The 21,989-nt window shown below is 72.4% G+C and carries 20 protein-coding genes; 12 read left to right on the forward strand and 8 right to left on the reverse strand.

All coding sequences use genetic code 11. The features are described from left to right. The first annotated feature begins 3 nt into the window (after positions 1-3). From ACF1BE_RS17730 to ACF1BE_RS17765, 8 genes are all read left to right on the forward strand, one after another. A complete protein-coding gene (locus ACF1BE_RS17730) occupies positions 4-1,137 on the forward strand; it encodes an LCP family protein (protein WP_392199945.1) in 1,134 nt (377 codons plus the stop codon). A gap of 220 nt (positions 1,138-1,357) precedes the next feature. Further along, positions 1,358-1,582, forward strand: a complete 225-nt coding sequence (gene rpmE, locus ACF1BE_RS17735) for a 50S ribosomal protein L31 (RefSeq protein ID WP_030339250.1) — start codon at positions 1,358-1,360, stop codon at positions 1,580-1,582. A 106-nt stretch (positions 1,583-1,688) separates the two neighbouring features. Then, complete coding sequence (prfA, locus tag ACF1BE_RS17740) at positions 1,689-2,765, forward strand: peptide chain release factor 1 (protein ID WP_392199946.1); 1,077 nt, start codon at positions 1,689-1,691, stop codon at positions 2,763-2,765. Between the two features lie 39 nt (positions 2,766-2,804). Then, a complete protein-coding gene (gene prmC / locus ACF1BE_RS17745) occupies positions 2,805-3,650 on the forward strand; it encodes a peptide chain release factor N(5)-glutamine methyltransferase (protein ID WP_392199947.1) in 846 nt (281 codons plus the stop codon). A 52-nt stretch (positions 3,651-3,702) separates the two neighbouring features. After that, positions 3,703-4,350, forward strand: a complete 648-nt coding sequence (locus ACF1BE_RS17750; RefSeq protein WP_356820115.1) for an L-threonylcarbamoyladenylate synthase — start codon at positions 3,703-3,705, stop codon at positions 4,348-4,350. Continuing rightward, a complete protein-coding gene (locus ACF1BE_RS17755) occupies positions 4,347-5,024 on the forward strand; it encodes a protein-tyrosine-phosphatase (RefSeq protein WP_392199948.1) in 678 nt (225 codons plus the stop codon). Before ACF1BE_RS17750 ends, ACF1BE_RS17755 begins: the two co-directional genes overlap by 4 nt. Before the next feature lie 183 nt (positions 5,025-5,207). Further along, on the forward strand, positions 5,208-6,446 hold the full coding sequence (gene glyA, locus ACF1BE_RS17760; RefSeq protein ID WP_392199949.1) for a serine hydroxymethyltransferase: 1,239 nt from the start codon (positions 5,208-5,210) through the stop codon (positions 6,444-6,446). A gap of 130 nt (positions 6,447-6,576) precedes the next feature. Further along, positions 6,577-7,869: an MraY family glycosyltransferase gene (locus tag ACF1BE_RS17765; RefSeq protein WP_392199950.1), complete on the forward strand. Its 1,293-nt coding sequence runs from the start codon at positions 6,577-6,579 to the stop codon at positions 7,867-7,869. A gap of 140 nt (positions 7,870-8,009) precedes the next feature. Here ACF1BE_RS17765 and ACF1BE_RS17770 read toward each other — a convergent pair whose 3' ends face one another. Further along, positions 8,010-9,011 carry a LuxR C-terminal-related transcriptional regulator gene (locus ACF1BE_RS17770; protein WP_392199951.1) on the reverse strand — a complete coding sequence of 334 codons (1,002 nt, stop codon included), beginning with the start codon at positions 9,009-9,011 and terminating at the stop codon, positions 8,010-8,012. A gap of 174 nt (positions 9,012-9,185) precedes the next feature. Here ACF1BE_RS17770 and ACF1BE_RS17775 point away from each other — a divergent pair, with 174 nt between their 5' ends. From ACF1BE_RS17775 to ACF1BE_RS17785, 3 genes are all read left to right on the forward strand, one after another. After that, complete coding sequence (locus ACF1BE_RS17775) at positions 9,186-9,602, forward strand: hypothetical protein (protein WP_392199952.1); 417 nt, start codon at positions 9,186-9,188, stop codon at positions 9,600-9,602. 77 nt (positions 9,603-9,679) lie between these two features. Beyond that, the gene (locus tag ACF1BE_RS17780; RefSeq protein WP_392199953.1) at positions 9,680-9,871 is read left to right on the forward strand and encodes a hypothetical protein; all 192 of its coding nucleotides are present in this window, start codon (positions 9,680-9,682) and stop codon (positions 9,869-9,871) included. 106 nt (positions 9,872-9,977) lie between these two features. Next, the gene (locus ACF1BE_RS17785; protein WP_392199954.1) at positions 9,978-12,020 is read left to right on the forward strand and encodes a BTAD domain-containing putative transcriptional regulator; all 2,043 of its coding nucleotides are present in this window, start codon (positions 9,978-9,980) and stop codon (positions 12,018-12,020) included. Between the two features lie 49 nt (positions 12,021-12,069). Here the strand turns inward: ACF1BE_RS17785 and ACF1BE_RS17790 are convergent, their stop codons facing one another. Next, positions 12,070-13,119, reverse strand: coding sequence for an LLM class F420-dependent oxidoreductase (locus ACF1BE_RS17790; RefSeq protein ID WP_392199955.1), 1,050 nt, complete (start codon positions 13,117-13,119; stop codon positions 12,070-12,072). Positions 13,120-13,157: 38 nt separating this feature from the next. Then, positions 13,158-14,792, reverse strand: a complete 1,635-nt coding sequence (locus ACF1BE_RS17795; RefSeq protein ID WP_392199956.1) for an AMP-binding protein — start codon at positions 14,790-14,792, stop codon at positions 13,158-13,160. 200 nt (positions 14,793-14,992) lie between these two features. Here ACF1BE_RS17795 and ACF1BE_RS17800 point away from each other — a divergent pair, with 200 nt between their 5' ends. Then, positions 14,993-16,162 (forward strand): CaiB/BaiF CoA transferase family protein, encoded by a 1,170-nt coding sequence (locus tag ACF1BE_RS17800; protein ID WP_392199957.1) that lies wholly within the window; start codon positions 14,993-14,995, stop codon positions 16,160-16,162. Positions 16,163-16,215: 53 nt separating this feature from the next. Here ACF1BE_RS17800 and ACF1BE_RS17805 read toward each other — a convergent pair whose 3' ends face one another. The 5 genes from ACF1BE_RS17805 to ACF1BE_RS17825 all read right to left on the reverse strand — a co-directional run bounded on the left by ACF1BE_RS17805 (position 16,216) and on the right by ACF1BE_RS17825 (position 21,863). Further along, positions 16,216-17,247, reverse strand: a complete 1,032-nt coding sequence (locus ACF1BE_RS17805) for an ornithine cyclodeaminase (protein ID WP_392199958.1) — start codon at positions 17,245-17,247, stop codon at positions 16,216-16,218. Next, positions 17,244-18,293 carry a cysteine synthase family protein gene (locus tag ACF1BE_RS17810; protein WP_392199959.1) on the reverse strand — a complete coding sequence of 350 codons (1,050 nt, stop codon included), beginning with the start codon at positions 18,291-18,293 and terminating at the stop codon, positions 17,244-17,246. The genes ACF1BE_RS17805 and ACF1BE_RS17810 overlap by 4 nt, the downstream gene beginning before the upstream one ends. Continuing rightward, positions 18,290-19,078, reverse strand: coding sequence for an oxygenase MpaB family protein (locus ACF1BE_RS17815; RefSeq protein ID WP_392199960.1), 789 nt, complete (start codon positions 19,076-19,078; stop codon positions 18,290-18,292). Before ACF1BE_RS17815 ends, ACF1BE_RS17810 begins: the two co-directional genes overlap by 4 nt. Positions 19,079-19,242: 164 nt before the next feature. Beyond that, positions 19,243-20,265: a hypothetical protein gene (locus tag ACF1BE_RS17820; protein ID WP_392199961.1), complete on the reverse strand. Its 1,023-nt coding sequence runs from the start codon at positions 20,263-20,265 to the stop codon at positions 19,243-19,245. 149 nt (positions 20,266-20,414) lie between these two features. After that, complete coding sequence (locus ACF1BE_RS17825) at positions 20,415-21,863, reverse strand: aldehyde dehydrogenase family protein (protein ID WP_392199962.1); 1,449 nt, start codon at positions 21,861-21,863, stop codon at positions 20,415-20,417. Positions 21,864-21,989 lie beyond the last annotated feature (126 nt).

Genomic DNA, 21,989 nt, shown 5'->3' on the forward strand with positions numbered 1-21,989 from the left:
GCTGTGGCCGCCGAGAGCACGCCCGATCCCGCCATAACCGAGCCGGGCACGACCGGACCCCGCCGCGGGGGCAAGGGCCACCGCCGCAAGGCCCGCAGCTCGCGCCGCAAGGCCCTGCGCGTGACGGCCTGGACGGCCGCGGGCGTGGTCGTGCTGGGCGGTGCCGGCGCCGGGTTCGTGTACTTCAAGCTCAACGGCAACATCCGCAGCGTCGACATCAACCAGGCCCTCGGCAGCGACCGGCCCACGAAGATCGACAACGGATCCGAGAACATCCTGGTCCTCGGCTCGGACACCCGGTCCGGCAAGAACAGGAAGCTCGGCGGCGGCTCCGACGACGGCAGCGCCCGCTCCGACACGGCGATGATCGTCCACGTGTACGAGGGCCACCGGCGGGCCGGCGTGGTCTCCATCCCCCGGGACACCCTCGTCGACCGCCCCCGGTGCACCGACACCAAGGGCACCGCGCACCCCGCCGCCTCCGCCGTGATGTTCAACGAGGCGTACTCCACCGGGGGCGCGGCCTGTGCGGTGAAGACCGTCGAGTCCCTCAGCGGCATCCGCATGGACCACTACCTGGAGGTCGACTTCGAGGGCTTCCAGAGACTCATCGACGACCTCGGCGGGGTCCGGGTGAAGACCACCAAGGCCATCGACGACCCGCAGAGCCACCTGCACCTCGAGGCCGGCGCGCACACCCTGGACGGCGAGCGGGCCCTCGGCCTGGTCCGCACCCGGCACGGCGTGGGCGACGGCTCCGACCTCGGCCGCATCCAGCTCCAGCAGGCCTTCGTCAAGGCATTGATCGACCAGGTCGAGCACGTCGGCGTCCTCACGAACCCCAAGAAGCTGTTCGACCTCGCCGACACCGCCACCAAGGCCGTCACCACCGACTCCGACCTCGGCTCGGTCAACGCGCTGATGGACTTCGCAGGCGGCCTCAAGGGCATCGGCTCCTCGCACATGAAGATGGTCACGCTGCCCGTGCGGTACGACCCGGCCAACCCCAACCGGGTCCTCCTGGAGCGGGACAAGGCCTCGCTGGTGTGGAACGCCCTGAAGAACGACCGGCCGATCCCCGCGGCGGCCACGGCAGGCACGGCCACGGGCGAGGCCACGGGCGTCGTGACCGGCTAGGACGCGCGCGGCTGTGCGACGCCCACCGGCTCCACCGCGCGGCCACGAACGCCGGCCGCCGGCCCGGCCCCGGCCCGCCCGGGGCCCGCAGGAATAGAACAACCGCACCCCCGGTTTGGGTGGATGGCACCAGTCCTGGCAGACTGGTACGTCGGCTCCGGTTCACGCCCCCGCATCCCGTGGCGGCGACCCGGCGCCCTCCCGATACCTAGGAGACACCTTGAAGCGCGACATCCACCCCGAGTACGTCGAGACGCAGGTCAGCTGCACCTGTGGCGCGTCGTTCACCACCCGCAGCACCATCGAGTCCGGCGCCATCCGGGCTGAGGTGTGCTCCGAGTGCCACCCGTTCTACACGGGCAAGCAGAAGATCCTCGACACCGGTGGCCGTGTGGCCCGCTTCGAGGCCCGCTTCGGCAAGGCTGCCGCCGGCTCCAAGAAGTAGCGAGCCCCATTTCGCCGGTCCACGGTCACGCCCGCTCGCGGGGTGTGCCCGGGACCGGCGTTTTTGGTCGCCCGCCCTTTCCTTCACCGCAGTACAGGAGCCCAGAATGTTCGAGGCCGTCGAGGAACTCGTCGTCGAGCACGCCGACCTGGAGAAGAAGCTCGCCGACCCGTCGGTCCACGCCGATCAGGCGAACGCGCGCAAGCTGAACAAGCGCTACGCCGAGCTGACCCCGATCGTCGCCACGTACCGTTCCTGGAAGCAGACCGGCGACGACATGGTGACCGCGCGCGAGTACGCGGCCGCCGAGCCCGAGTTCGCCGTCGAGGTCAAGGAGCTGGAGAAGCAGCGCGAGACGCTGACCGAGAAGCTGCGGCTGCTGCTCGTCCCGCGCGACCCGAGTGACGACAAGGACGTCATTCTGGAGATCAAGGCGGGCGCCGGCGGTGACGAGTCGGCCCTGTTCGCCGGCGACCTGCTGCGCATGTACCTGCGCTACGCCGAGCGCGTCGGCTGGAAGACCGAGATCATCGACGCCACCGAGTCCGAGCTGGGCGGTTACAAGGACGTCCAGGTCGCCGTGAAGACCAAGGGCGGCCAGGGCGCGACCGAGCCCGGTCAGGGCGTGTGGGCCCGGCTGAAGTACGAGGGCGGGGTGCACCGCGTGCAGCGGGTGCCGGCCACCGAGTCGCAGGGCCGTATCCACACCTCCGCCGCCGGTGTGCTGGTCACGCCGGAGGCCGAGGAGGTCGACGTCGAGATCAACCCCAACGACCTCCGCATCGACGTCTACCGGTCCTCCGGCCCGGGCGGCCAGTCCGTCAACACCACCGACTCCGCGGTGCGGATCACGCACCTGCCGACCGGAGTCGTCGCCTCCTGCCAGAACGAGAAGAGCCAGCTCCAGAACAAGGAGCAGGCGCTGCGTATCCTGCGTTCCAGGCTGCTCGCGGCGGCGCAGGAGGAGGCCGAGCGGGAGGCCGCCGACGCCCGCCGCAGCCAGGTCCGCACCGTCGACCGCTCCGAGAAGATCCGCACCTACAACTTCCCGGAGAACCGCATCTCCGACCACCGCGTCGGCTTCAAGGCGTACAACCTGGACCAGGTCCTGGACGGCGACCTCGACGCGGTCATCCAGGCCTGCGTCGACGCGGACTCGGCGGCGAAGCTCGCCGCCGCGTAAGACCCGTACGCCCGCACGAGTACGACACGGAGGACTCGCGTGAACCTGCTGCTCGCGGAGGTGGCCCAGGCCACCCAGCGGCTGGCCGTCGCCGGCGTGCCCTCGCCGCGCAACGACGCGGAGGAGCTGGCCGCCTTCGTGCACGGCGTGAAGCGCGGCGAACTCCACTCCGTGAAGGACACCGACTTCGACGCCCGGTACTGGGAGGTCATCGCCCGGCGCGAGCAGCGCGAGCCGCTCCAGCACATCACCGGGCGGGCGTACTTCCGGTACCTGGAGCTCCAGATCGGGCCGGGGGTGTTCGTGCCCCGGCCGGAGACGGAGTCCGTGGTCGGCTGGGCGATAGACGCCGTACGCGCCATGGACGTCGTGGAACCGTGCATCGTCGACCTGTGCACCGGCTCCGGCGCCATCGCGCTGGCCCTCGCCCAGGAGGTGCCGCGCTCACGCGTCCACGCCGTGGAACTGTCCGAGGACGCCCTGGTGTGGACGCGCAAGAACGTGTCCGGGTCGCGGGTCGACCTGCGCCAGGGTGACGCCCTCACGGCCTTCCCCGACCTGGACGGCCAGGTCGACCTGGTCATCTCCAACCCGCCGTACATCCCGCTCACCGAGTGGGAGTACGTCGCCCCGGAGGCCCGCGACTACGACCCGGAGCTGGCCCTGTTCTCCGGTGAGGACGGGCTCGACCTCATCCGGGGCATCGAACGCACCGCGCACCGGCTGCTGCGCCCCGGTGGTGTCGTCGTGATCGAGCACGCCGACACCCAGGGCGGCCAGGTGCCGTGGATCTTCACCGAGGAGCGGGGCTGGGCCGACGCGGCCGACCACCCCGACCTCAACAAGCGCCCCCGCTTCGCCACCGCCCGCAAGGCGCTGCCGTGAGCACCCCGCAGACCCCCACCCCGCAGTACGTGTACGAGGAGGCCAGTTAGTCATGGCACGGCGATACGACACCAACGACGCGACCGACCGCGTGACGGGTCTGCGCGAGGCAGCGTCCGCCGTCCGCCGGGGCGAGCTGGTGGTGCTGCCGACCGACACGGTGTACGGGATCGGCGCCGACGCGTTCTCCTCGGAGGCCGTCAGCGACCTGCTCGCCGCCAAGGGCCGGGGCCGCAACATGCCCACCCCCGTCCTCATCGGCTCCCCGAACACCCTGCACGGCCTCGTCACGGACTTCTCCGAGCTGGCCTGGGAACTGGTCGACGCGTTCTGGCCGGGCGCCCTGACGCTCGTCGCCCGGCACCAGCCGTCCCTCCAGTGGGACCTCGGCGACACCCGCGGCACGGTCGCCGTGCGCATGCCGCTGCACCCGGTCGCCATCGAGCTGCTCACCGAGGTCGGTCCGATGGCCGTGTCCTCCGCCAACCTCACCGGTCACCCGGCGCCGGAGAACTGCGACGCCGCCCAGCAGATGCTCGGCGACTCCGTCTCCGTCTACCTCGACGGCGGGCCCACCCCGGGCATCGTGCCGTCGTCCATCGTGGACGTCTCCCGTGAGGTGCCGCTGCTGCTGCGCGAGGGCGCGATCTCCCCGGACGAGCTGCGCAAGGTGGTACCCGACCTCGAGGTGGCGAATTGACGGCCCCTGAAGCGGGGCGTGGCATAGGCGGCGGGGGCTACAGCGCGGAGGAGACGACGACGTTCGGGTTCCCGCGCGACACCTTCCGCATCCTCCACGTCAGCACCGGCAACGTGTGCCGCTCGCCCATCACCGAGCGGCTGACCCGCCACTTCGTCGCGGAGCGGCTCGGCGTACTGGGCGGCGGGCTGATCGTGGAGAGCGCGGGCACCTGGGGCCACGAGGGCGCCTCCATGGAGTCCCACGCGGAGACGGTGCTGGCCGAGTTCGGTGCGGACACCTCCGGCTTCGTCGGCCGGGAGCTGCTGGACGAACACGTGATCAGGGCCGACCTGGTCCTGACCGCCACCCGCGACCACCGCGCCCAGGTCATCTCCATGGGCCATTCGGCCGGGCTGCGCACCTTCACCCTGAAGGAGTTCACCCGCCTGGTCCGCGCCATAGATCCCGCCACGCTGCCGCCGCTGGAGGACGGCGTGGTGTTGCGGGCGCGGGCGCTGGTGCGGGCGGCGGCGGCGCTGCGGGGCTGGTTGCTGGCTCCGACGGCGGAGGCGGACGAGGTGTACGACCCCTATGGCGCCCCCCTGACGTTCTTCCGCTCGATCGGCGACGAGATACGGGACGCCCTGGACCCGGTCGTCACCGCCCTGACGGGGGTGCCGGCGCGCGCCTGACGCGTGCGGGAGGGTGCGGTGCGGGCGTTGTGCGTGCGGCGGCGCCGCGCGGCCGCACGCCGACTGCGCCGACGGGAGTACCCGCTCGTACGCAAGCGGACAGCGGCGGCGTGACGGTCGCGCGTTCGTCGGGGGGCGGGCCTACATTGGGGATACGTCACCGTCGACAGCCCGGAGCCCGTCATGTCGGTCACCACCGTCCATGAGACCGATGCCCTGCGGCGGCAGGATCCGGCGATGGCCGAGATACTGCTGGGGGAGCTCCAGCGGCAGTCGACGACGCTCCAGCTGATCGCCGCCGAGAACTACTGCTCGCCGGCCGTGCTGGCCGCCCTCGGCTCGGCGCTCGCCAACAAGTACGCCGAGGGGTATCCCGGTGCCCGGCACCACGGCGGCTGCGAGATCGTCGACGTCGCCGAGCGTGCCGCCATGGACCGGGCCAAGGCCCTGTTCGGCGCCGAGCACGCCAACGTGCAGTCCCACTCCGGCTCCTCGGCCGTGCTGGCCGCCTACGCGGCCCTGCTGCGCCCCGGCGACACGGTTCTCGCCCTCGGCCTGCCCCACGGCGGCCACCTCACCCACGGCTCGCCGGCGAACTTCTCCGGCCGCTGGTTCGACTTCGTCGGTTACGGCGTCGACGCCGAGACCGGCCTGATCGACCACGACCAGGTGCGCCACCTGGCCCGTAACCACCGCCCCAAGGCCATCGTGTGCGGCTCCATCGCCTACCCCCGCCACATCGACTACGCCTTCTTCCGTGCGGTGGCCGACGAGGTCGGGGCCTATCTGATCGCCGACGCCGCGCATCCGATCGGGCTGGTCGCCGGTGGTGCGGCGCCGAACCCGGTGCCGTACGCGGACATCGTGTGCGCGACCACCCACAAGGTGCTGCGCGGCCCGCGCGGCGGGATGCTGCTGTGCTCTGCCGAGCTGGCCCAGCGCGTGGACCGGGCCGTCTTTCCCTTCACCCAGGGCGGCGCCCAGATGCACACCATCGCCGCCAAGGCCGTCGCGTTCGGTGAGGCGGCGACACCGGCGTTCGCCGCGTACGCCCGCCAGGTGGTCGCCAACGGGCGCGTGCTCGCCGGTCACCTGGCCGCGGAGGGGCTGGCCGTCATCACCGGCGGCACCGACACCCACCTGATCACCGCGGACCCGGCCCCGCTCGGCGTGGACGGCCGCACCGCACGCGGCCGGCTGCAGGCGGCCGGGCTGGTGCTGGACTGCTGCGCGCTGCCGCACGGCGACGGCCGCGGACTGCGCCTGGGTACGGCCGCCGTGACCACGCAGGGCATGGGCGAGGCGGAGATGGTGCGGATCGCGGCGCTGCTGGCGGCCGTGCTGCGCGGCGGGACCGATGTGACCCAGGCACGCGCGGACGTGCGTGAACTCACCGGGATGTTCCCCCCGTATCCCGGGTGAGGAGGGGCAGACGCAGCCGTCCGCACAGCCCCCCGTGCAACCATCGCCGGGTACCCGGCAGTCCTCATCCATGTGCCCGCGGCGCTAGGGTGTGAGGCTGAGATGGCCAGTGAGACAAGTGGGGAAGCCTGTGCGTGAATACCTGCTGACGCTCTGCATCACGGCCGCGGTGACGTACCTGCTGACAGGGCCGGTACGGAAGTTCGCGATCGTGGCCGGGGCGATGCCGGAGATCCGGGCCCGTGACGTGCACCGGGAACCCACTCCGCGGCTCGGCGGTATCGCCATGTTCTTCGGCCTGTGCGCGGGCCTGCTGGTCGCGGACCATCTGACCAACCTCAACGAGGTCTTCGCCAAGTCGAACGAGCCACGGGCGCTGCTCTCCGGTGCCGCCCTGATCTGGCTGATCGGCGTCCTGGACGACAAGTTCGAGATCGACGCGCTGATCAAGCTGGGCGGTCAGATGATCGCCGCGGGCGTGATGGTCATGCAGGGTCTGACGATCCTGTGGCTGCCCATCCCGGGCGTCGGCAACGTCGCCCTGACCCAGTGGCAGGGCACGCTCCTGACGGTCGCGCTGGTCGTGATCACGATCAACGCGGTGAACTTCGTGGACGGCCTGGACGGTCTCGCGGCCGGCATGGTGTGCATCGCGGCGGCGGCGTTCTTCCTGTACGCCTACCGGATCTGGTACTCGTACGGCATCGAGTCCGCGGCGCCGGCGACCCTCTTCGCGGCGATCCTGATGGGCATGTGCCTGGGCTTCCTGCCGCACAACATGCACCCTGCGCGGATCTTCATGGGCGACTCCGGCTCGATGCTGATCGGCCTGGTGCTGTCGGCGGGCGCGATCTCCATCACCGGCCAGGTGGACCCGGACGCGCTCGCGCTCTTCACGGGGTCGGAGAAGGCGGCGGTCCACCAGACGGTCCCGGTCTACATCCCGCTCCTGCTGCCGCTGACGATCATCGCCGTGCCGGCCGCCGACCTGGTGCTGGCGATCGTCCGCCGTACCTGGCGGGGCCAGTCCCCGTTCGCCGCCGACCGGGGCCATCTGCACCACCGGCTGCTGGAGATCGGCCACTCGCACAGCCGGGCCGTGCTGATCATGTACTTCTGGTCGGCTCTGATCGGCTTCGGCGCGCTGGCGTACTCGGTGAACTCGGCGTCGATGTGGATCGTGCTGGGCGTGGTGTTCCTCAGCGCGGTGGGCCTGGTGCTCCTGCTGCTCCCGCGCGTCACCCCGCGGGCCCCGCGCTGGGCCGAGGGCTTCCTGCCGCCGCGGTACCGCCGCCGGCCGGTACGCCAGGTGTCCGATGACGGCGTGGTGGCGGGCGGCATGGTGCGCGAGTGTCACGGGGCCACCGCGCTGCGCGCGCAGGAACTGGTGCCGGACCGTGGGCAGGCGGCGGACCGGCAGTAGTCCGCCGGCTCCGGACCGGCCGCTCGCCGGGGCAGGGACACCAGCGCACCGGAGAAGAGGGCCGGTGAGGGAGGCCTGCCGCGTGCGGGCCGCACGGCGCGGGGCCCACAGCAGCGAGGGTCCGGGGGGACGTCGCCCGTTCAGGCGTCCGGCTGCTCGTGGAGCCAGCCGATCTGGACGGCCTTCGCACCGGCCTGGAAACGGCTGCGGGCGCCCAGCCTGGTCATCAGGGTGTTGGCGATCCGTCGCGCGGTGCGGGGCGAGACGCCGAGCCGCTTCGCGATCGTCTCGTCGGTGTGACCCTGGTAGAGGAATTCCAGGGCCTGGCTCTCCTGAGGGGTGAGCCCCCGTTTGTCGGGCCTCGGCACGGCACCCAGCGGCGTCGCGGTGGCCCAGATGCTCTCGAAGAGGGCGCACAGCGCCGCCAGTGTCCCCTCGCCGGAGATGACCACGGCTCCGTCGCCCGAACTCTCGGCGTTGGCCGAGATGACGGCGCACTCGCGGTCGGTGATGATCATCCGCACCGGCAGGGAGGGGACCGTACGCACCTCTCCGCCGCGTTCTGCCAGCCACTCGGCGTACGCCTGGGTGTGGGGGCTGTTGCGCACACTGTCCAGGTACACGGTGCGCATCGTCACCCCGCGGTCGAGCAGTTGCTCGTCCAGGGGCTGCGCCGCGCGCAGGCTCGCTTCCGAGTGCGCGCCGTTCGGTGCGAAGCACAGGACCTCGTCGCGGACCTTCCGGGTCATCGACGCCAGCTGGTCCCGCACGGCCGCGACGCCGGACAGGATGTTGCCGTTGGTGGCGGTCGCCTGCAGACGCATGTCGGCGTACTGGGCCATGAGTTCCGCCGCCGCCGCTCGGGACGCCTCGACCCTGGACTGGTGAACCGCCAATTCCGCTTGCTGCCTCGCCAGGAGAATTTCCAGTCCCAGGTCAGGCGACACCACGCGCGGAGTTTCTGATTCCGCATTCTTCGGGTGGATCAGCGCGAGTTCGCTGAGCAAGTCGAGGCTGTCGCGGATTTCCCGCTCCGGCAGGCCGGTCAGGCGGGTGAGGGCGGCGACTCCTGCCTCTGGATTGGCTAGCATGCACCTATACACTGCTTCAGCCGTGGTGTCCAGGCCCAGCAGCTCCAGCATTGACGAATCTCCTCAGGGCGACGTGACTGTTCGCTGATCATGACACGATGGCGGTGCGTTGCGGTAGCCAATTGATGGCCGCTTTGTTCCATGGCCCGAAGAGGCGAGCCCATGGGCTTGTTCAGGTGGCCAGACCCTCGAAATGGTCGCGACATGCATCTCATTCACGTTCAAATGCGCGCCTCTCGTCCGCTGGGAATCCCCGTCGGTCTCACCGACTGGCTCCTGGCCGCCGCGCAGCCGGCCGACGCCCTCGAGCACGTCAGCGTCCACGCCCTGCCCGGCGGGGGGCTCACCCTGGGCTTCTTCCACGCCGTGGGCAGGCTGCGCGACGCCGAGCGCAGCGCCCTGCGCCTCGCGCTGCACATGGTGCAGGCAGGGCCGTTGCGCGGCTACCGGGTGCACTCCTGCGGTGGCGTGCTCGTCGCCCGGTATCACGACGCGTTCCTGGACGGGGGCGGCGACCACGCCCACCCGTACCGGGAGGACCGCTCCCGGTACGAGAGCGCCGTCGATCGCCCGGCGAGCGAAGAGACGCATTCGGTGACCCGCTGGACGGAACCGGACGGGGACGCTTCCGTCCAGCCGTAAAGCCTTCAAGTATCACGGCGGGCCGCGCGACAGTGAAGTCACGTCAGCCAAGACGTGATCCGGCAGAGAGCCGGAGCTTGTATCAGGGGGATTTCATGAATCGCGCCATGCGCCGCGTTGTGACCGTTTTCGCCGTGCTCTTCGGCCTTCTCGGTGCCGGGGCCGCCACCGCTTCCGCGGATGAGGAGGTGTCGCTGACCGCCGTGGTCACCGCGGTCACGGGAACGACCCTTCCGGTCGACCCGAGCGATTCCATGGTGTGGGACTGACGGTGGGAATCATGCATTCCGCTCAGTCCGGGACGTCGGTCCACGCGGTACCCGGCCCACTCGAGTTGCTCGACGAAACGAAACAGAAAGGGGGCGCGGAAAGGGCATGGCGCCGATCGCTCACCGAGATATAGCCACCATCGTTCGTACCGCGCGCGTCCGGCGGGGAGTCAGCCAGCGGGCGGTCGCCGAGAGATCGGGGCTCAGCCTGCGCACGCTCCGCGAGATCGAACAAGGCCGTGTGCGCGCACCCCGGGCCAGTTCCCTGCAGCGGCTCGCCGAAGTCCTCGACGAGCCCGTGCTGTGTCCCGGACCCGGGCCCGCGGAGTCCGGCCCGACCGCGCACGCCGGCCCCGAGCCGCTCGCGCTGCGGATCCTCGGCAGGCTCACGGCGCACCGGGGACCGGCAGAGGTGGCCACGGGTACGCCGAAGCAGCAGAGCCTGCTGGGTCTGCTGGCACTGCGCGCCAACCAACCGGTCGACCGCGACGAGATCACCGACGTCCTGTGGGGCGACGACATACCCGACTCCTTCGGGCAGCTGATCCACACGTACGTCTACCGGATACGCCAGCTGCTGGTGACGCATGCGGGCGGTGAGGCCGAACCCGCGCTGCTCAAGCGCCGTTCCAGTGGCTACGAACTGATCGTTCCGCAGGAGGACCACCTGGACCTGTCGTGGTTCCGGCGGTGTGTCCGGCTCGCCGGACAGGCCCGGGAGTCGGGGCAGCCGGAACGCGAGACCGCTCTGCTCGAAGAGGCCCTCACCCTGTGGCGCGGACCCGTGCTGGAGGGCATGGGGGCCGGGCTCACCGACCACCCGGTCGCCGCGGAAGCCCTTCACCAGCGCGTCACGTCCGCGCTGCGGCTCGCCGACCTCGTGCTGCCGCGGGGGCGGTACGAGGACGTCATCGACCATCTGGGACCCATCGCCCGGGACAACCCCCTCCACGAGGGGGTGCACGCACGGTTCGTCACCGCGCTGGCCGGTTCGGGCCAGCGGGCCACCGCGCTGGAGATGTTCGCCGCGGTCGACCGGCGGCTGCGCAACGACAGCGGCATCGGCGCCGGAGACGAACTGCGCCGGGCCCAGTCGGCCATCCTGCGCACGGACGAGGAGACGGCGCCGCGCCCCGCGGCCCGCCGCCCGGCCGGTGAGCCGGCGCGCCCCTTCCAGATGCCGCCCGGCATCCGTGACTACGTGGACCGGCCGGAGCAGCAGCGGATCCTGCACCACCTGACCGGACGCGGTCCGCAGGTCGCCTTCGGCGCCGCGCCCATCGCCGCCCTGTACGGACCGGTCGGCGTGGGCAAGTCCATCCTGGCCGCCCGGGTGGCGGCCTCGTCGCGGCCCACGTTCCGCGACGGCGTGCTGCACGGGGAACCGGGCTCGGGGTCGCCCGAGGAGGTGCGGCTGCTGCTGGGACGCTTCCTGAGCGCACTCGGCGTGCCGGCCGAGTCCGTCCCCGAGTCGCTGCCCGCTCGCACCGCGCTCTACCGGAGTCTGCTGGCCAAGCGGCAGTTGCTCGTCGTCCTCGACGACGCGCCCGGTGAGCGGGCCGTCCGGCCGTTCGTGCCGGGCGGGGTCAGCAGCGCGCTGCTCGTGTGCAGCCGGGAGCCGCTGTCCGGCCTGGAGGGTGCCCGGCACTTCCGGATCACCCCGTTCGATGCCGACCAGGCCGCCGCCCTGCTGACGTCCGTCGCCGGGGAGAGCCGGGTGCGCGCGGAGCGCGGTGCGGCCGATCGCATCAATGAGCTGTGCGGTGGGCTGCCGCTGGCCGTACGGGTCGCCGGCATGCGGCTGGCGGCGCGTCCGCACTGGCCGCTCTCCCGGCTGGCGGAGCGACTGCAGGACCCGGAGCAGCGGCTGGAGGAGCTGGTCATGGGCGACCTGGACGTGGCCGAGCGGATCACCCGCGCCCTGCCGGAGACCGGGAGCGCGTTGGGGGACGCGGTGTCCCGGCTGGTGGGCAGCGCCGCCTCGTTCACCATCCCCGCCACCGCCGCGCTGCTCGGCTGCTCCTCCCGGGAGGCGGAGGACTTCCTGGAGGCCCTGGTGGACCGCCAGGTCCTGGAGGGACCGGCGCGCTCCGGCGGCGAGTACGCCTTCCTGCCCCTGACCCGGCTGGCCGCCCGGCGCAGGGGGTGAGACCGGGGGAGTGCGGCGGGCGCCCGCGCGCCAGGCGGGGCGTCACCGCTCAGCCGCACAGCTCCTTCACCCGGGCCACCAGGTCCGCCTCGGTCCGCCCCTCGTCGGCGACCGGGGCGACCTCCAGATGGGTCACCCCCGCCTCCCGGTAGGCGGCGATGCGGTCCTTCACGTACGACTCGGGACCGCAGAGCGTGGTGGCCTCCAACAGGGCCGCCGGCACGGCCGCGGCGGCCGCCCTGCGCTCACCGCGCAGGAACAGCGACTGGATCGCCGCGGCCTCGCGGGCGAAGCCGTAGCGGCACACCAGGTCGTAGTAGAAGTTGTGGCCGGGCGCCCCCATGCCGCCGATGAACAGCGCCAGCCGGTCCCGTGCCCGCTCGCGGTGCCGGGCCGCGTCACGGCCGAGGGCGAGGATCCCGCCCGCGGAGACCAGCAGCGGTGCCCGGCCGGGGTCGCGGGCCGCGCCACCGGCCCTGAGGTCCGCGCCCCAGACGCGCTCGCACCACTCCGGCACGAACAGCATGGGCAGCCACCCGTCGGCCGTCTCGGCCGTCATCCGCACGTTGTGCGGGCCGAGGGCCGCCACCCACACCGGCACCTCCGGCCGCACCGGTGGCGTGAGCAGCCGCATCGGCGTACCCAGCCCGGTGGCGCCCGGGGCGCCGGCGGGCAGCGGGAGCCGGACCGTCGAGCCGTCGAACGCGACCGGTTCCGCGCGCCGCCAGAAGGCGCGCACCACCTCGATGGTCTCCCGGGTACGGGCCACCGGGGACCGGTAGGGCACGCCGTGCATCCCCTCCACGACCTGCGGACCCGAGGCGCCCAGGCCGAGATGGGCGCGGCCCTCGGAAAGGGCGTCGACCCCGGCGGCCGTCATCGCCAGCAGGGCGGGCGTACGGGTGTAGACCGACATGATCCCCGAACCGATCTCCACCCGGCTGGTGCGGGCCGCGATTGCGCCCATGAAGCTGGGCGCGTCGAAACCGTAGGCCTCGGGCACCCAGATCAGGTCGAGACCGGCCCGTTCCAGCTCGGTGACGTCACGGGCTGCCCGGACGATGTCGCCGTCGTAGCGCAGCTGCATCGAGATCTTCATGCTGTCCTCACGTTCTCGCGGGTGTCCTGGGGCCGTGGTCAGCCGCGGGCCGCGGCGACGGGGCGGGCTGCCAGGGGCGGCAGCAGGCCGGCCACGACCAGTTCCCGGACCCGGAAGCGCTGGACCTTCCCCGAGGAGGTGAGCGGAAGGTCCTCGGCGAGATACAGGGCGGCGGGCACCATGTGCGGCGGCAGACGTCGCGCGCATTCGGCGAGCACCCGCCCGGCGTCGGGGCCCGGCCCGTCCGCGGCGGGTTGCAGGACGGCGGCCACGGTCTCGCCGTACTTCTCGTCCGGGACGCCGACGACGACGGCGTCCCGGACCTCCGGCACCGTGCACAGCAGTTCCTCGATGGCTGCGGGCGAGACGTTCTCGCCGCCCCGGATGATCAGGTCGTCGAGGCGTCCGGTGACGCGCAGGGTGCCGTCCGCGTCCATCGAGCCGAGGTCCCCGGTGTGCAGCCAGCCGTCCGCGTCGACCTTGCGGGCGGTGGCCTCCTCGTCGCCGTGGTAACCGAGCATCCGCTGGTACCCGCGGGCGCAGATCTCGCCCTGCACGCCGAACGGCACCTCCACCCCGGTGGCGGGGTCGGCGATCCGCACCTCGGCGTGCGGCAGCGGCCTGCCCACCGTGGTGGTCTTCAGCTCCGCGGAGTCCTCCGGCCGGGTCAGGGTCAGCACGGAGGCCAGCTCGGTCTGTCCGTACAGGTTGAAGACGGTCGTGGAGAACAACTCCTCCGTCTCGCGGATGAGCTGGGCGCGCACAGGGGCGGCGCCGGTGAGCACCGCGGAGAGGACCGGCCGCGCGTCCTGGCCGGCGGCCACCTCGCACAAGGACGTCAGCACCGTCGGCACACTGGTGAGCAGGGCGCCGGGCCGCTCCCGCAGCACATCCAGCACGGCCAGCGGGTGGAAGCGCTCCAGCAGGACGAACGTGCCGCCGCTCCACAGCGGTCCGAGGGCGGAGATGACGCAGCCCGCGGTGTGGAACATGGGCAGCGGGCACACGACGGTGACGCCGCGCGGGACGCCGAGCCCCTCGAAGGTGAGACGGGCGACGTTGACCACCGCGCGATGGGACAGCAACACCGCCTTGGGCGTGCCCGTGGTGCCCGAGGTGAACTGCAACTGGGCGGGGATCGCGCGGACTTCCTCGTCCGACGGCAGCGGACCGCTCGCCCGGAGCGTGTCCCAGGCCCCGAAGGGCACGATGTGGCGCAGGCCGGGCAGCCGCGGGGCGACCTCGCGGACGATCGCGGCCATGTCGTGGTCCCGGTCGTGCTCGGCGTGCACCAGGAGCGAGGCGCCGGAGGCCCGCAGCGCATGCTCCAGACCGTCGGCGCGCAGCGCCGGGTTCAGCGTCACCAGGGTCACGCCGGCCAGCGCCGCCGCGTAGGCGAACACCGGCCAGCGGGCCACGTTCGGCGCCCAGACGGCGACCTTGTCGCCGATGTCCACGCGCCGCAGCAGACCGGCCGCGACGGACTCCGCCTCCGCGAGCAGTTCCCGGTAGGTCCACTGCTGCCGGGGCCTGCCGCCGTCGGGCACGCTCACCAGGGCGACGGTGTCCGGGCAGGATGCCGCCGCCTCGCGCAGCAGTGCGCCGACGGACCGGTCGAAGAGGGGGACGGAGCGGTCCGCGGGCCAGGACGACGCGGCGGGTCCAAAGGACATGAACGGGCTCCTTCTGACGAGGACGGCGCATTCGGCCGGTGACGGCACATGTTCTCGGAAAACATTCGGTTCCGGGGGCCGTCGACCGGAAAGCGGCAGGAGAACATCCAGGCTCTCTCCAGTTCCACATTTGTCCCGCTGTCTACGGTGCATCAGCCGATTGATTTCCATAGACATCAGCAACACGCTTGGGGGTTCGCATGACGTGGAACACGCGGAATCCGACGGGGAGCTGGCCCGGATTGTCGGGCCTGCGGGTCCTGGACCTGTCACGGCTGCTCCCCGGCGGATTCGCGACGTCGATGATGGCCGATCTGGGGGCCGACGTCGTCAAGGTCGAGGATCCGCATTCCGGGGACTACGGGCGGCTCGTGGACCCGGACGCCTTCGCCGCGCTCAACCGCAACAAGCGGTCGGTCGTGCTCGACCTGCGCACCGAGGAGGGCCGTGCGGACCTGCTGCGGCTGGTCGGCGACAGCGACGTCGTCGTGGAGAGCCACCGGCCCGGTGTGCTGGCGGCCTCGGGGCTGGGGTATGACGGCCTGCGGGCCGCCAACCCGCGGATCGTGCTCTGCTCGATCACCGGGTACGGCCAGACCGGGCCGTACGCGCAGCGGCCCGGCCACGACCTCAACTTCCTCGCGATGTCGGGCTTCTTCGCCGTACCGCATCGTACGGAGGGCCGCGCGGACCGGGTGGGGGTGCGGGTGGCGGACATGGCCGGTGCCATGTACGCGGCATACGCCACCGTCGTCGCCGCTTTCGCGGCCCGGGACACGGGCGAGGGCCAACACCTCGACGTCTCCCTGCACGAAGCGGCCGCAGCCTGGTGCGGGCCCTTCGCGTTGCCGTTGCTGGAACGTGCGGAACCGGTGGACAGCCCGCTGGTCACTGGGGACAACGACGTCTTCACGGTCGCGGACGGGCGTCGGATCGCCCTCGCCACCTTCGAGGACAAGTTCTGGGTGACCTTCCGGCGGTCCCTGGCACCGCACTTCCCCGCACTGGACGACGACTCCTACGACCGGCGCCCCGCCCGCACCCGGGCCAAGCACGAGGTGGCGAAGCTGCTGGCCGACGTGTTCGCCCAGCGCGACTTCGCCTGGTGGACCTCGGTCCTGTCCGGTCTGGACATCCCCTGGGCGCCGGTGTACGAGTCCGCCGAGGAACTGCTGGCGGACCCGCACGCGGACGAACGGGACCTGGTGGGCACGCTGCCGGGCTCCGCCGCCGACCGGCCGCGCCGCCAGGTGCGGTTCCCGGTGCGGTTCGGCGCGGGGCTGGACTCGCTGCGCGCGGCGGCCCCCGCGCACGGGGAGCACACGGCCGAGGTGCTGGCCGGGCCCGACGGACAGGCCGGCGTGCGGTGAGCGGACGCGACGGGCCGGTGCCTTCCTCGCGGCAGGCCACCGGCCCGTCGGCGTCAGTGCGGCAGCACCAGGCCGAGACCCAGCTCGGCCGCCCGGTCCCGGACCGCCGCGGCCACGGCGATGTCGTGCACCCCCATGCCGAACGGATTGATCACCACCCGGTCGGCGGCACCGACCGTCCCCGTGAACGCGCCCGACACCAGCATCGGCAGGGTGGCGTCGACGCTCCGGCCGCCGTGCGGGGCCGGCTCGCCCGGGCCGGTGACCCGGCCGGCCCGGGCGAGCTTCCCGAGCAGCCGGTGTCCGTCCTCGGCCACCAGCTGCCAGTCGTCGACGAACAGGGCGTCGCAGCCCAGCAGCAGGCTCTCCGCGGCGTCGTCGAGCGAGACGTTGACGAACAGCGCGCCCTCGCTCAGCCAGTCCAGCTCGACGTACGGTTCGGTCGTCGTCGTCACCGCCACGACCAGTGGCGCCCGGCCGGCCGCCTCCCGCGCGTCGGCGGTGACGGTGACGGCCAGCTGCGGTGCCGTCGCGCCCAGCGCGGCGGCCAGCCGGTGCGCGCGGTCCGGGTCCTGGTCGTACAGGACGACCTGCGACAGCGCCGGGCAGAGCCGCACGAGCAGCTCCATGTGCACCTCGGCCTGCCGCCCGCAGCCGAGGAAGGCCGCACCGGTGACCTCCGCGGGATCCCGCAGGGCGCGCATGGCGGCCAGCGACACGCCCGCGGTGCGCAGGGCGCTGATCAAGCCACCCTCCATCACCCAGGAGGGCCGGGCGGTCTCCGGGTCGTTGAGGACGACCAGCCCGGCGGCGCGGGGCAGGTCGAGGCGGTGGTTGCCCAGCGAGGCGTTGATGATCTTGCAGCCGTAGGCGTCGCCGGACCAGCCGGGCAGGATCAGGCTGCGGGCGGCGGCGCCCGAGGGGGTCGTCCAGCGCAGCGCCGCCTCGGGGGTGAGCCCGGCGGTCCGGCGGTGCACGGCCCGCAGGGTGTCCTCGACGATGTCGACGACCGGCAGACCGGCGCACACGGCGGCCACGTCCGCGCTGCCGAGATAGGTGAGCGGAGGCGTGGGGGAGTCGGTCATGGGGCGGCTGCCTCCTGGGCGTGGGGGGTGCGGGCGCGGGCCCGGCCGAGGGCGTCGAGGGCCGCGGCGACGCCCGGGGACGCCGTCGTCCCGGCTCGTGCCGCGGTCTCGGTCAGCGGGTACTTGTCGCCGCTGTCCGGGCACAGGCAGGCGATCTCGCGCAGCGCGGGGTGGGCGGCGGCCCGGAGGACCGCCGCCAGCACAGCGGCTCCCGCGCTCCCGCCCAGCGACAGTCCGGTGGCCCGTTGCAGCAGGACACAGGCGGCCGCGGCGTCCTCGTCACGCACCCGGACGACATGGTCGACATGGTGGGGGCGCACGAAGTCGGACGGGCGGCCTGAGCCGAACCCGGCGAGTTTGTACGGCCGTTCCGCCGGCGGGCCGCCCAGTGCGGCCGAGCCCACGGCGTCGACGGCGATGACCCGGGCGGCGGGCAGGTGGTCCCGGAAGAACTGCGCGACCCCGGCGAGCGTGCCACCGGTGGAGACCGCCACGGCGACCGCGTCGTACGAGCCGTCCGGCGCCTGACGCGCCAGCTCGGCCCCGGTGCGGCTCTCGTGCACACCGGGGTTGGCAGGGCTGTGGTACTGGTCCGTCCACACGGCGGCGGGATCCTGGCTCAGCAGGTTCTCGACCGCTCGCAGCCGGGCGTCGAGGGTCCGGCCACCGGGTACGTCCGGTACGACGACCACGTCCGCGCCCAGCTCCCGCATGCGGGCGACGCTGTCGTGCGGGGTGCTCGGCTCGACGACCAGAGTGCAGGCATAGCCCCGCGCCGCGCACAGCCCGGCGAGCGCGATGCCGAGGTTGCCGGAGGTGGACTCCACCACCCGCTTGCCCGGACCCAACCGCCCGGTCGCCTCCAGGGCGTTCAGCAGCGCCTCCGCCGTGCGGGCCTTGATCGACCCGAAGGGGTTGTCCCACTCCAGCTTCAGCCACAGGCGCAGGGTGCGGTCGCTCAGGGGTACGCGGACCGGTACCAGGGGTGTGCCGCCGATGCGTCCCGGCGGGCGGTCCGTGGCCGACGGGGCGTTGAACGATGTCATGGGTGATCGTTTCCTGCCGTCGTGAGCGGCTCTGTTCGTGAGCCCGCGGTCTGCCGGGTGACGTGATCGGGGCCGATGTCGCTGATGCGGTAGCCGTGGGGGTAGCCCGGATAGGTGCGGGCGGTCGGCCGGGTCATCAGCCGCGCCATCAGGGCCGGCGCCAGCCGTTCGGCTGCCGCGTGCCCGCGCAGCCCCAGGGTGTTCAGGCCGCGCGCCCAACGGGCCGGTTCCGGCATGCCGAGGGCCTGCCGCGCCGCCGTGTCGAGGCGACAGGGCAGGGTGGCGGCCACCACGTCGCTCACCGGACGCGGGTACCAGGAGGCGTAGAGGCCGAGGATGTTGCCCCCGACGCGCCGGTTGCTGAGCGCCGCCCGGAAGTGCTCCTCCTCGTACTCCCGGTTGAATCGCTCGAACGCGTCGACGTCGGTGGGCAGGTCGCGGATGTTCATCCGCCGGCCCACCTCCGTGTAGAAGTAGAACGCCGCCAGCCGCTCGGTCTCGCTGACCGGGCGCCACGCCCAGCGGTCGATCCACCGCATCGGCTCGAAGACGAAGGTCGACAGCACGTAGAGCATGTCGTCGTTGTCGATGGTGAAGCGGCGGTGAGCCTGGTTGATCTGCCGCAGGGCCTGCCGGCCGCGCTCGGAGTCGTATCCGCCGCGGACCATCTCCCCGAGCAGAATGCGTGTGTCGTCGTACCGCTTCTGCGCGCGCAGCGCGAATTCACCGCTGCCGTCCAGGGTTTTTGAGATGCTGGGCACGCAGCAGGTGCGCCAGATGGCCACCTCCAGGCCCCGCCCGTAATCCCAGGGGAATTCCCGGTCTGAGGATATGCGGTGGATCGTTTCGTGATCGGTCTTCGGGTCGAGTCTCTGCAGGTGTTTCAGGGTCGCGTACCGGTCTCGCATTCACGTACCTCGATCGTGGGTGATCGGCATGGGTGGGGCCGCTACAGCGGGGTGGAGCCGGTGGCCGAGACCACCTCGGGCCGCGTCGGGTCGAACCGGCCGGTCTCGTAGCGCCACTGGAGCTGGCCGCTGAGCCAGCTGCGCAGGCCCTCGATGTGGTGGCTCAGCGACGCCTGCCCGGCCGGGGACAGACCGGCCGCCAGGGCGGTGGCGGGGAAGGACCGGCTCAGTCGGGTGAACCGGTCGAAGCGCTCCTGGACCATCGCGCCGACCGCGTCGACCGAGGTCTGCAGATCGCAGCCGTGTTCGTGCCGGTGGACCAGCACGAGGTTGTGCGGGTCGCCGAGCAGGGCCTCCTTCTCGCAGGAGAAGAGGTCGTTGGTCCACAGGTCCGCGTCGGAGAGCGCCTGGTTCATCTCGGTGAACTCGGGCAGCCGGTGGATCTCCTCGGGGACCTCGGCGTGCGTGGTCACCTCGATCAGGTCCAGGTACGGCATCAAGGCCCGGCCCCGATAGCCGATGTACTCGGCGACGGTCGGCACACGGCCGGTCCGGCGGTTGCGGGCCTCCCACACGCAGGTGTCGAAGAACGCCCCGACGTGCCCGGCGAACCGGGCACGCCAGGTGGCGGACGTGTACGGCGCGGTCCGCCGCCACAGGTCCGCGTAAGCCGGGCGGAACACCCGGCTGAGGGAGGCGTCCACCGGGGCGGGCGGCCGCTCGGGCACGGTGCCGTCGGCCGGGAGCCATTCGAGGACCTCGTCGCACACCCGGCGCAGCCGGTCGGGATCCTGGCCCAGCCGGGTCTCGTCGAACTGGTCGTCCAGGACGAGCATGCAGCTGATCCAGTCGGTCACCAGGGCGAGTTCGCTCTCCCCCGAGTCGGGATAGGCACGGGACATCAGCGTCCCGAGCAGCGACCGCGCGTGGTGGTCTCGGGCTGCCCGGTCGGGGACCAGGCCGAAGCGGTCGACGAAGGCACGGGTGCTCTGCTCGACGCTGTCGGTGAACGGGCTGATCCGTGAGGGGAAGTCGGTACGGAGGGGCGGCATGCGGAGGGTCATCTGGCGTCCGTGGGCTCGTGGTTGCGGTGTGTGGACTCGGCTTCGCCTTCGGCGGGGAGTCGTTCTCCCGCCCGCGTCGCGCGGGCGGATCTCGTCGTCGGGGTGCGATGGCCTCTGTGTGCGGGGGAGGGCGATCGAAGTCGGCGGCCTCAGGCGGGAAGTTGGACCGACTTGGTTTCCTGGAACTCGCGGATGCCGTGTGCGCCCAGCTCGCGGCCGACGCCGGACACGCCGTATCCGCCGAAGGGGGCGGCCGGGTTGAAGGCCGCGTCGTTGACATCGACCTGGCCGGCGTGCAGCCGGCGGGCGACGGCCGTGGCCCGGTCCGGGTCGGCGGACCAGACGGTCGCCGCCAGTCCGTAGGGGGTGGAGTTCGCCAGACGCACGGCGTCCGCTTCGTCCTCGAAGGGCAGCAGGACGAGGGCGGGCCCGAAGACCTCCTCCTGGGCGAGCGGAGCGTCGGCCGGTACACCGGCCCACGCGCTCGCCGCCACGTAGTGGCCGCGGGCGGGCACCTCGTCCTGCGGCGGGCCGGCCACCCGGCGGGCGCCGCCGGCCTCGGCGGCGCGCAGGAACTCCCGGACCCGGTCCCGCTGGGCCCGCGAGACCAGTGGACCGAGCCGGCAGCCGGGGTCCGTCGGGTCGCCCGGCACGTACCCGGCCAGCACCGATCGCACCACGTCCACCGCCTCGTCCATCCGGGACCGGGGGACGAGCAGCCTGCTGCGGGCGGAACAGGTCTGCCCGGCGTTGTGCAGGGCGGAGTGCACCCCGTCGGTGACGGCCGTGACGAGGTCGGCGTCCGGCAGCACCACCGTGGCCGACTTGCCGCCCAGTTCCAGGCAGACCCGCTTGACACCGCCGCCCGCGACCGAGCCGACCTCCCGGCCGGCGCGCAGCGATCCGGTGAAGGACACCACGTCGACGCCGTCGTCGGCGGCCAGCGCGCGGCCCGCCTCCGTGCCGCGGCCCGGCACCAGGTTGAACACACCGGGCGACAGGCCGAGACCGTCGACCAGAGTGGTGAGGAAGTACGCCGACAAAGGGGCGAGTTCGCTGGGTTTGAGCACCACCGTGCAGCCGGCCGCCAACGCCGCACCCACCTTGGCGATCACCTGGTGCAGCGGGTAGTTCCACGGCGTGATGGCGCCCACCACCCCGGCCGGCTCACGCAGGACCAGCGAGTGCCCGACGCGCTCCTCGCCCGGGTCCGCCACGAGCGCCGCGGCGAAACCCTCCAGCACCTTCGACGGCAGGCCCGCCTGTACGCGCCGGGAGAAGGTGAGGGGGGAGCCCATTTCCCGGGTGATCAGCTGGGCCATGTCCTCGTGGTGTCCGGCGAGGGCATCGCGCAGCGCCAGCAGGACCCCGGCGCGGTCGGCCGGGTCCGTCGCCGCCCAGCCGGCACCCGCCGCACCGGCCGCGGTCACGGCACGCCGTACGTCCGCGGCACCGCACGCCGGCACCCGGGCGATCTCCGTCTCGGTGGCCGGATTCTCGACCGGGAGCGTCTCCCGAGTCTCCGGGGCGGTCCAGCGACCGTTCAGATAAACCGAGCCAAGTGGCAGCGAATCCATGTCGACGAAAAAGCCTCTCATGTGTCGGGACTGCAGCAGGCCTGTCAAACCCTCGCCCAACCGGCGCACCGTGGACTGGAGGCAACCTGAATGGACAACTGCCTCCGGACCCGCTTCGACGGCCATCCGGGGAATTCTGCGGCTAGG

Source organism: Streptomyces sp. NPDC014991, assembly GCF_043080665.1.
Lineage (GTDB): Bacteria > Actinomycetota > Actinomycetes > Streptomycetales > Streptomycetaceae > Streptomyces.

Coding starts and splice junctions, on each gene's coding strand:
- prfA (WP_392199946.1), top strand. CDS start 1,689: ATGTTCGAGGCCGTCGAGGAACTCGTCGTCGAGCACGCCGACCTGGAG.
- ACF1BE_RS17750 (WP_356820115.1), top strand. CDS start 3,703: ATGGCACGGCGATACGACACCAACGACGCGACCGACCGCGTGACGGGT.
- glyA (WP_392199949.1), top strand. CDS start 5,208: ATGTCGGTCACCACCGTCCATGAGACCGATGCCCTGCGGCGGCAGGAT.
- ACF1BE_RS17770 (WP_392199951.1), bottom strand. CDS start 9,011: ATGCTGGAGCTGCTGGGCCTGGACACCACGGCTGAAGCAGTGTATAGG.
- ACF1BE_RS17775 (WP_392199952.1), top strand. CDS start 9,186: ATGCGCGCCTCTCGTCCGCTGGGAATCCCCGTCGGTCTCACCGACTGG.
- ACF1BE_RS17785 (WP_392199954.1), top strand. CDS start 9,978: ATGGCGCCGATCGCTCACCGAGATATAGCCACCATCGTTCGTACCGCG.
- ACF1BE_RS17790 (WP_392199955.1), bottom strand. CDS start 13,119: ATGAAGATCTCGATGCAGCTGCGCTACGACGGCGACATCGTCCGGGCA.
- ACF1BE_RS17795 (WP_392199956.1), bottom strand. CDS start 14,792: ATGTCCTTTGGACCCGCCGCGTCGTCCTGGCCCGCGGACCGCTCCGTC.
- ACF1BE_RS17800 (WP_392199957.1), top strand. CDS start 14,993: ATGACGTGGAACACGCGGAATCCGACGGGGAGCTGGCCCGGATTGTCG.
- ACF1BE_RS17805 (WP_392199958.1), bottom strand. CDS start 17,247: ATGACCGACTCCCCCACGCCTCCGCTCACCTATCTCGGCAGCGCGGAC.
- ACF1BE_RS17810 (WP_392199959.1), bottom strand. CDS start 18,293: ATGACATCGTTCAACGCCCCGTCGGCCACGGACCGCCCGCCGGGACGC.
- ACF1BE_RS17820 (WP_392199961.1), bottom strand. CDS start 20,265: ATGACCCTCCGCATGCCGCCCCTCCGTACCGACTTCCCCTCACGGATC.
- ACF1BE_RS17825 (WP_392199962.1), bottom strand. CDS start 21,863: ATGAGAGGCTTTTTCGTCGACATGGATTCGCTGCCACTTGGCTCGGTT.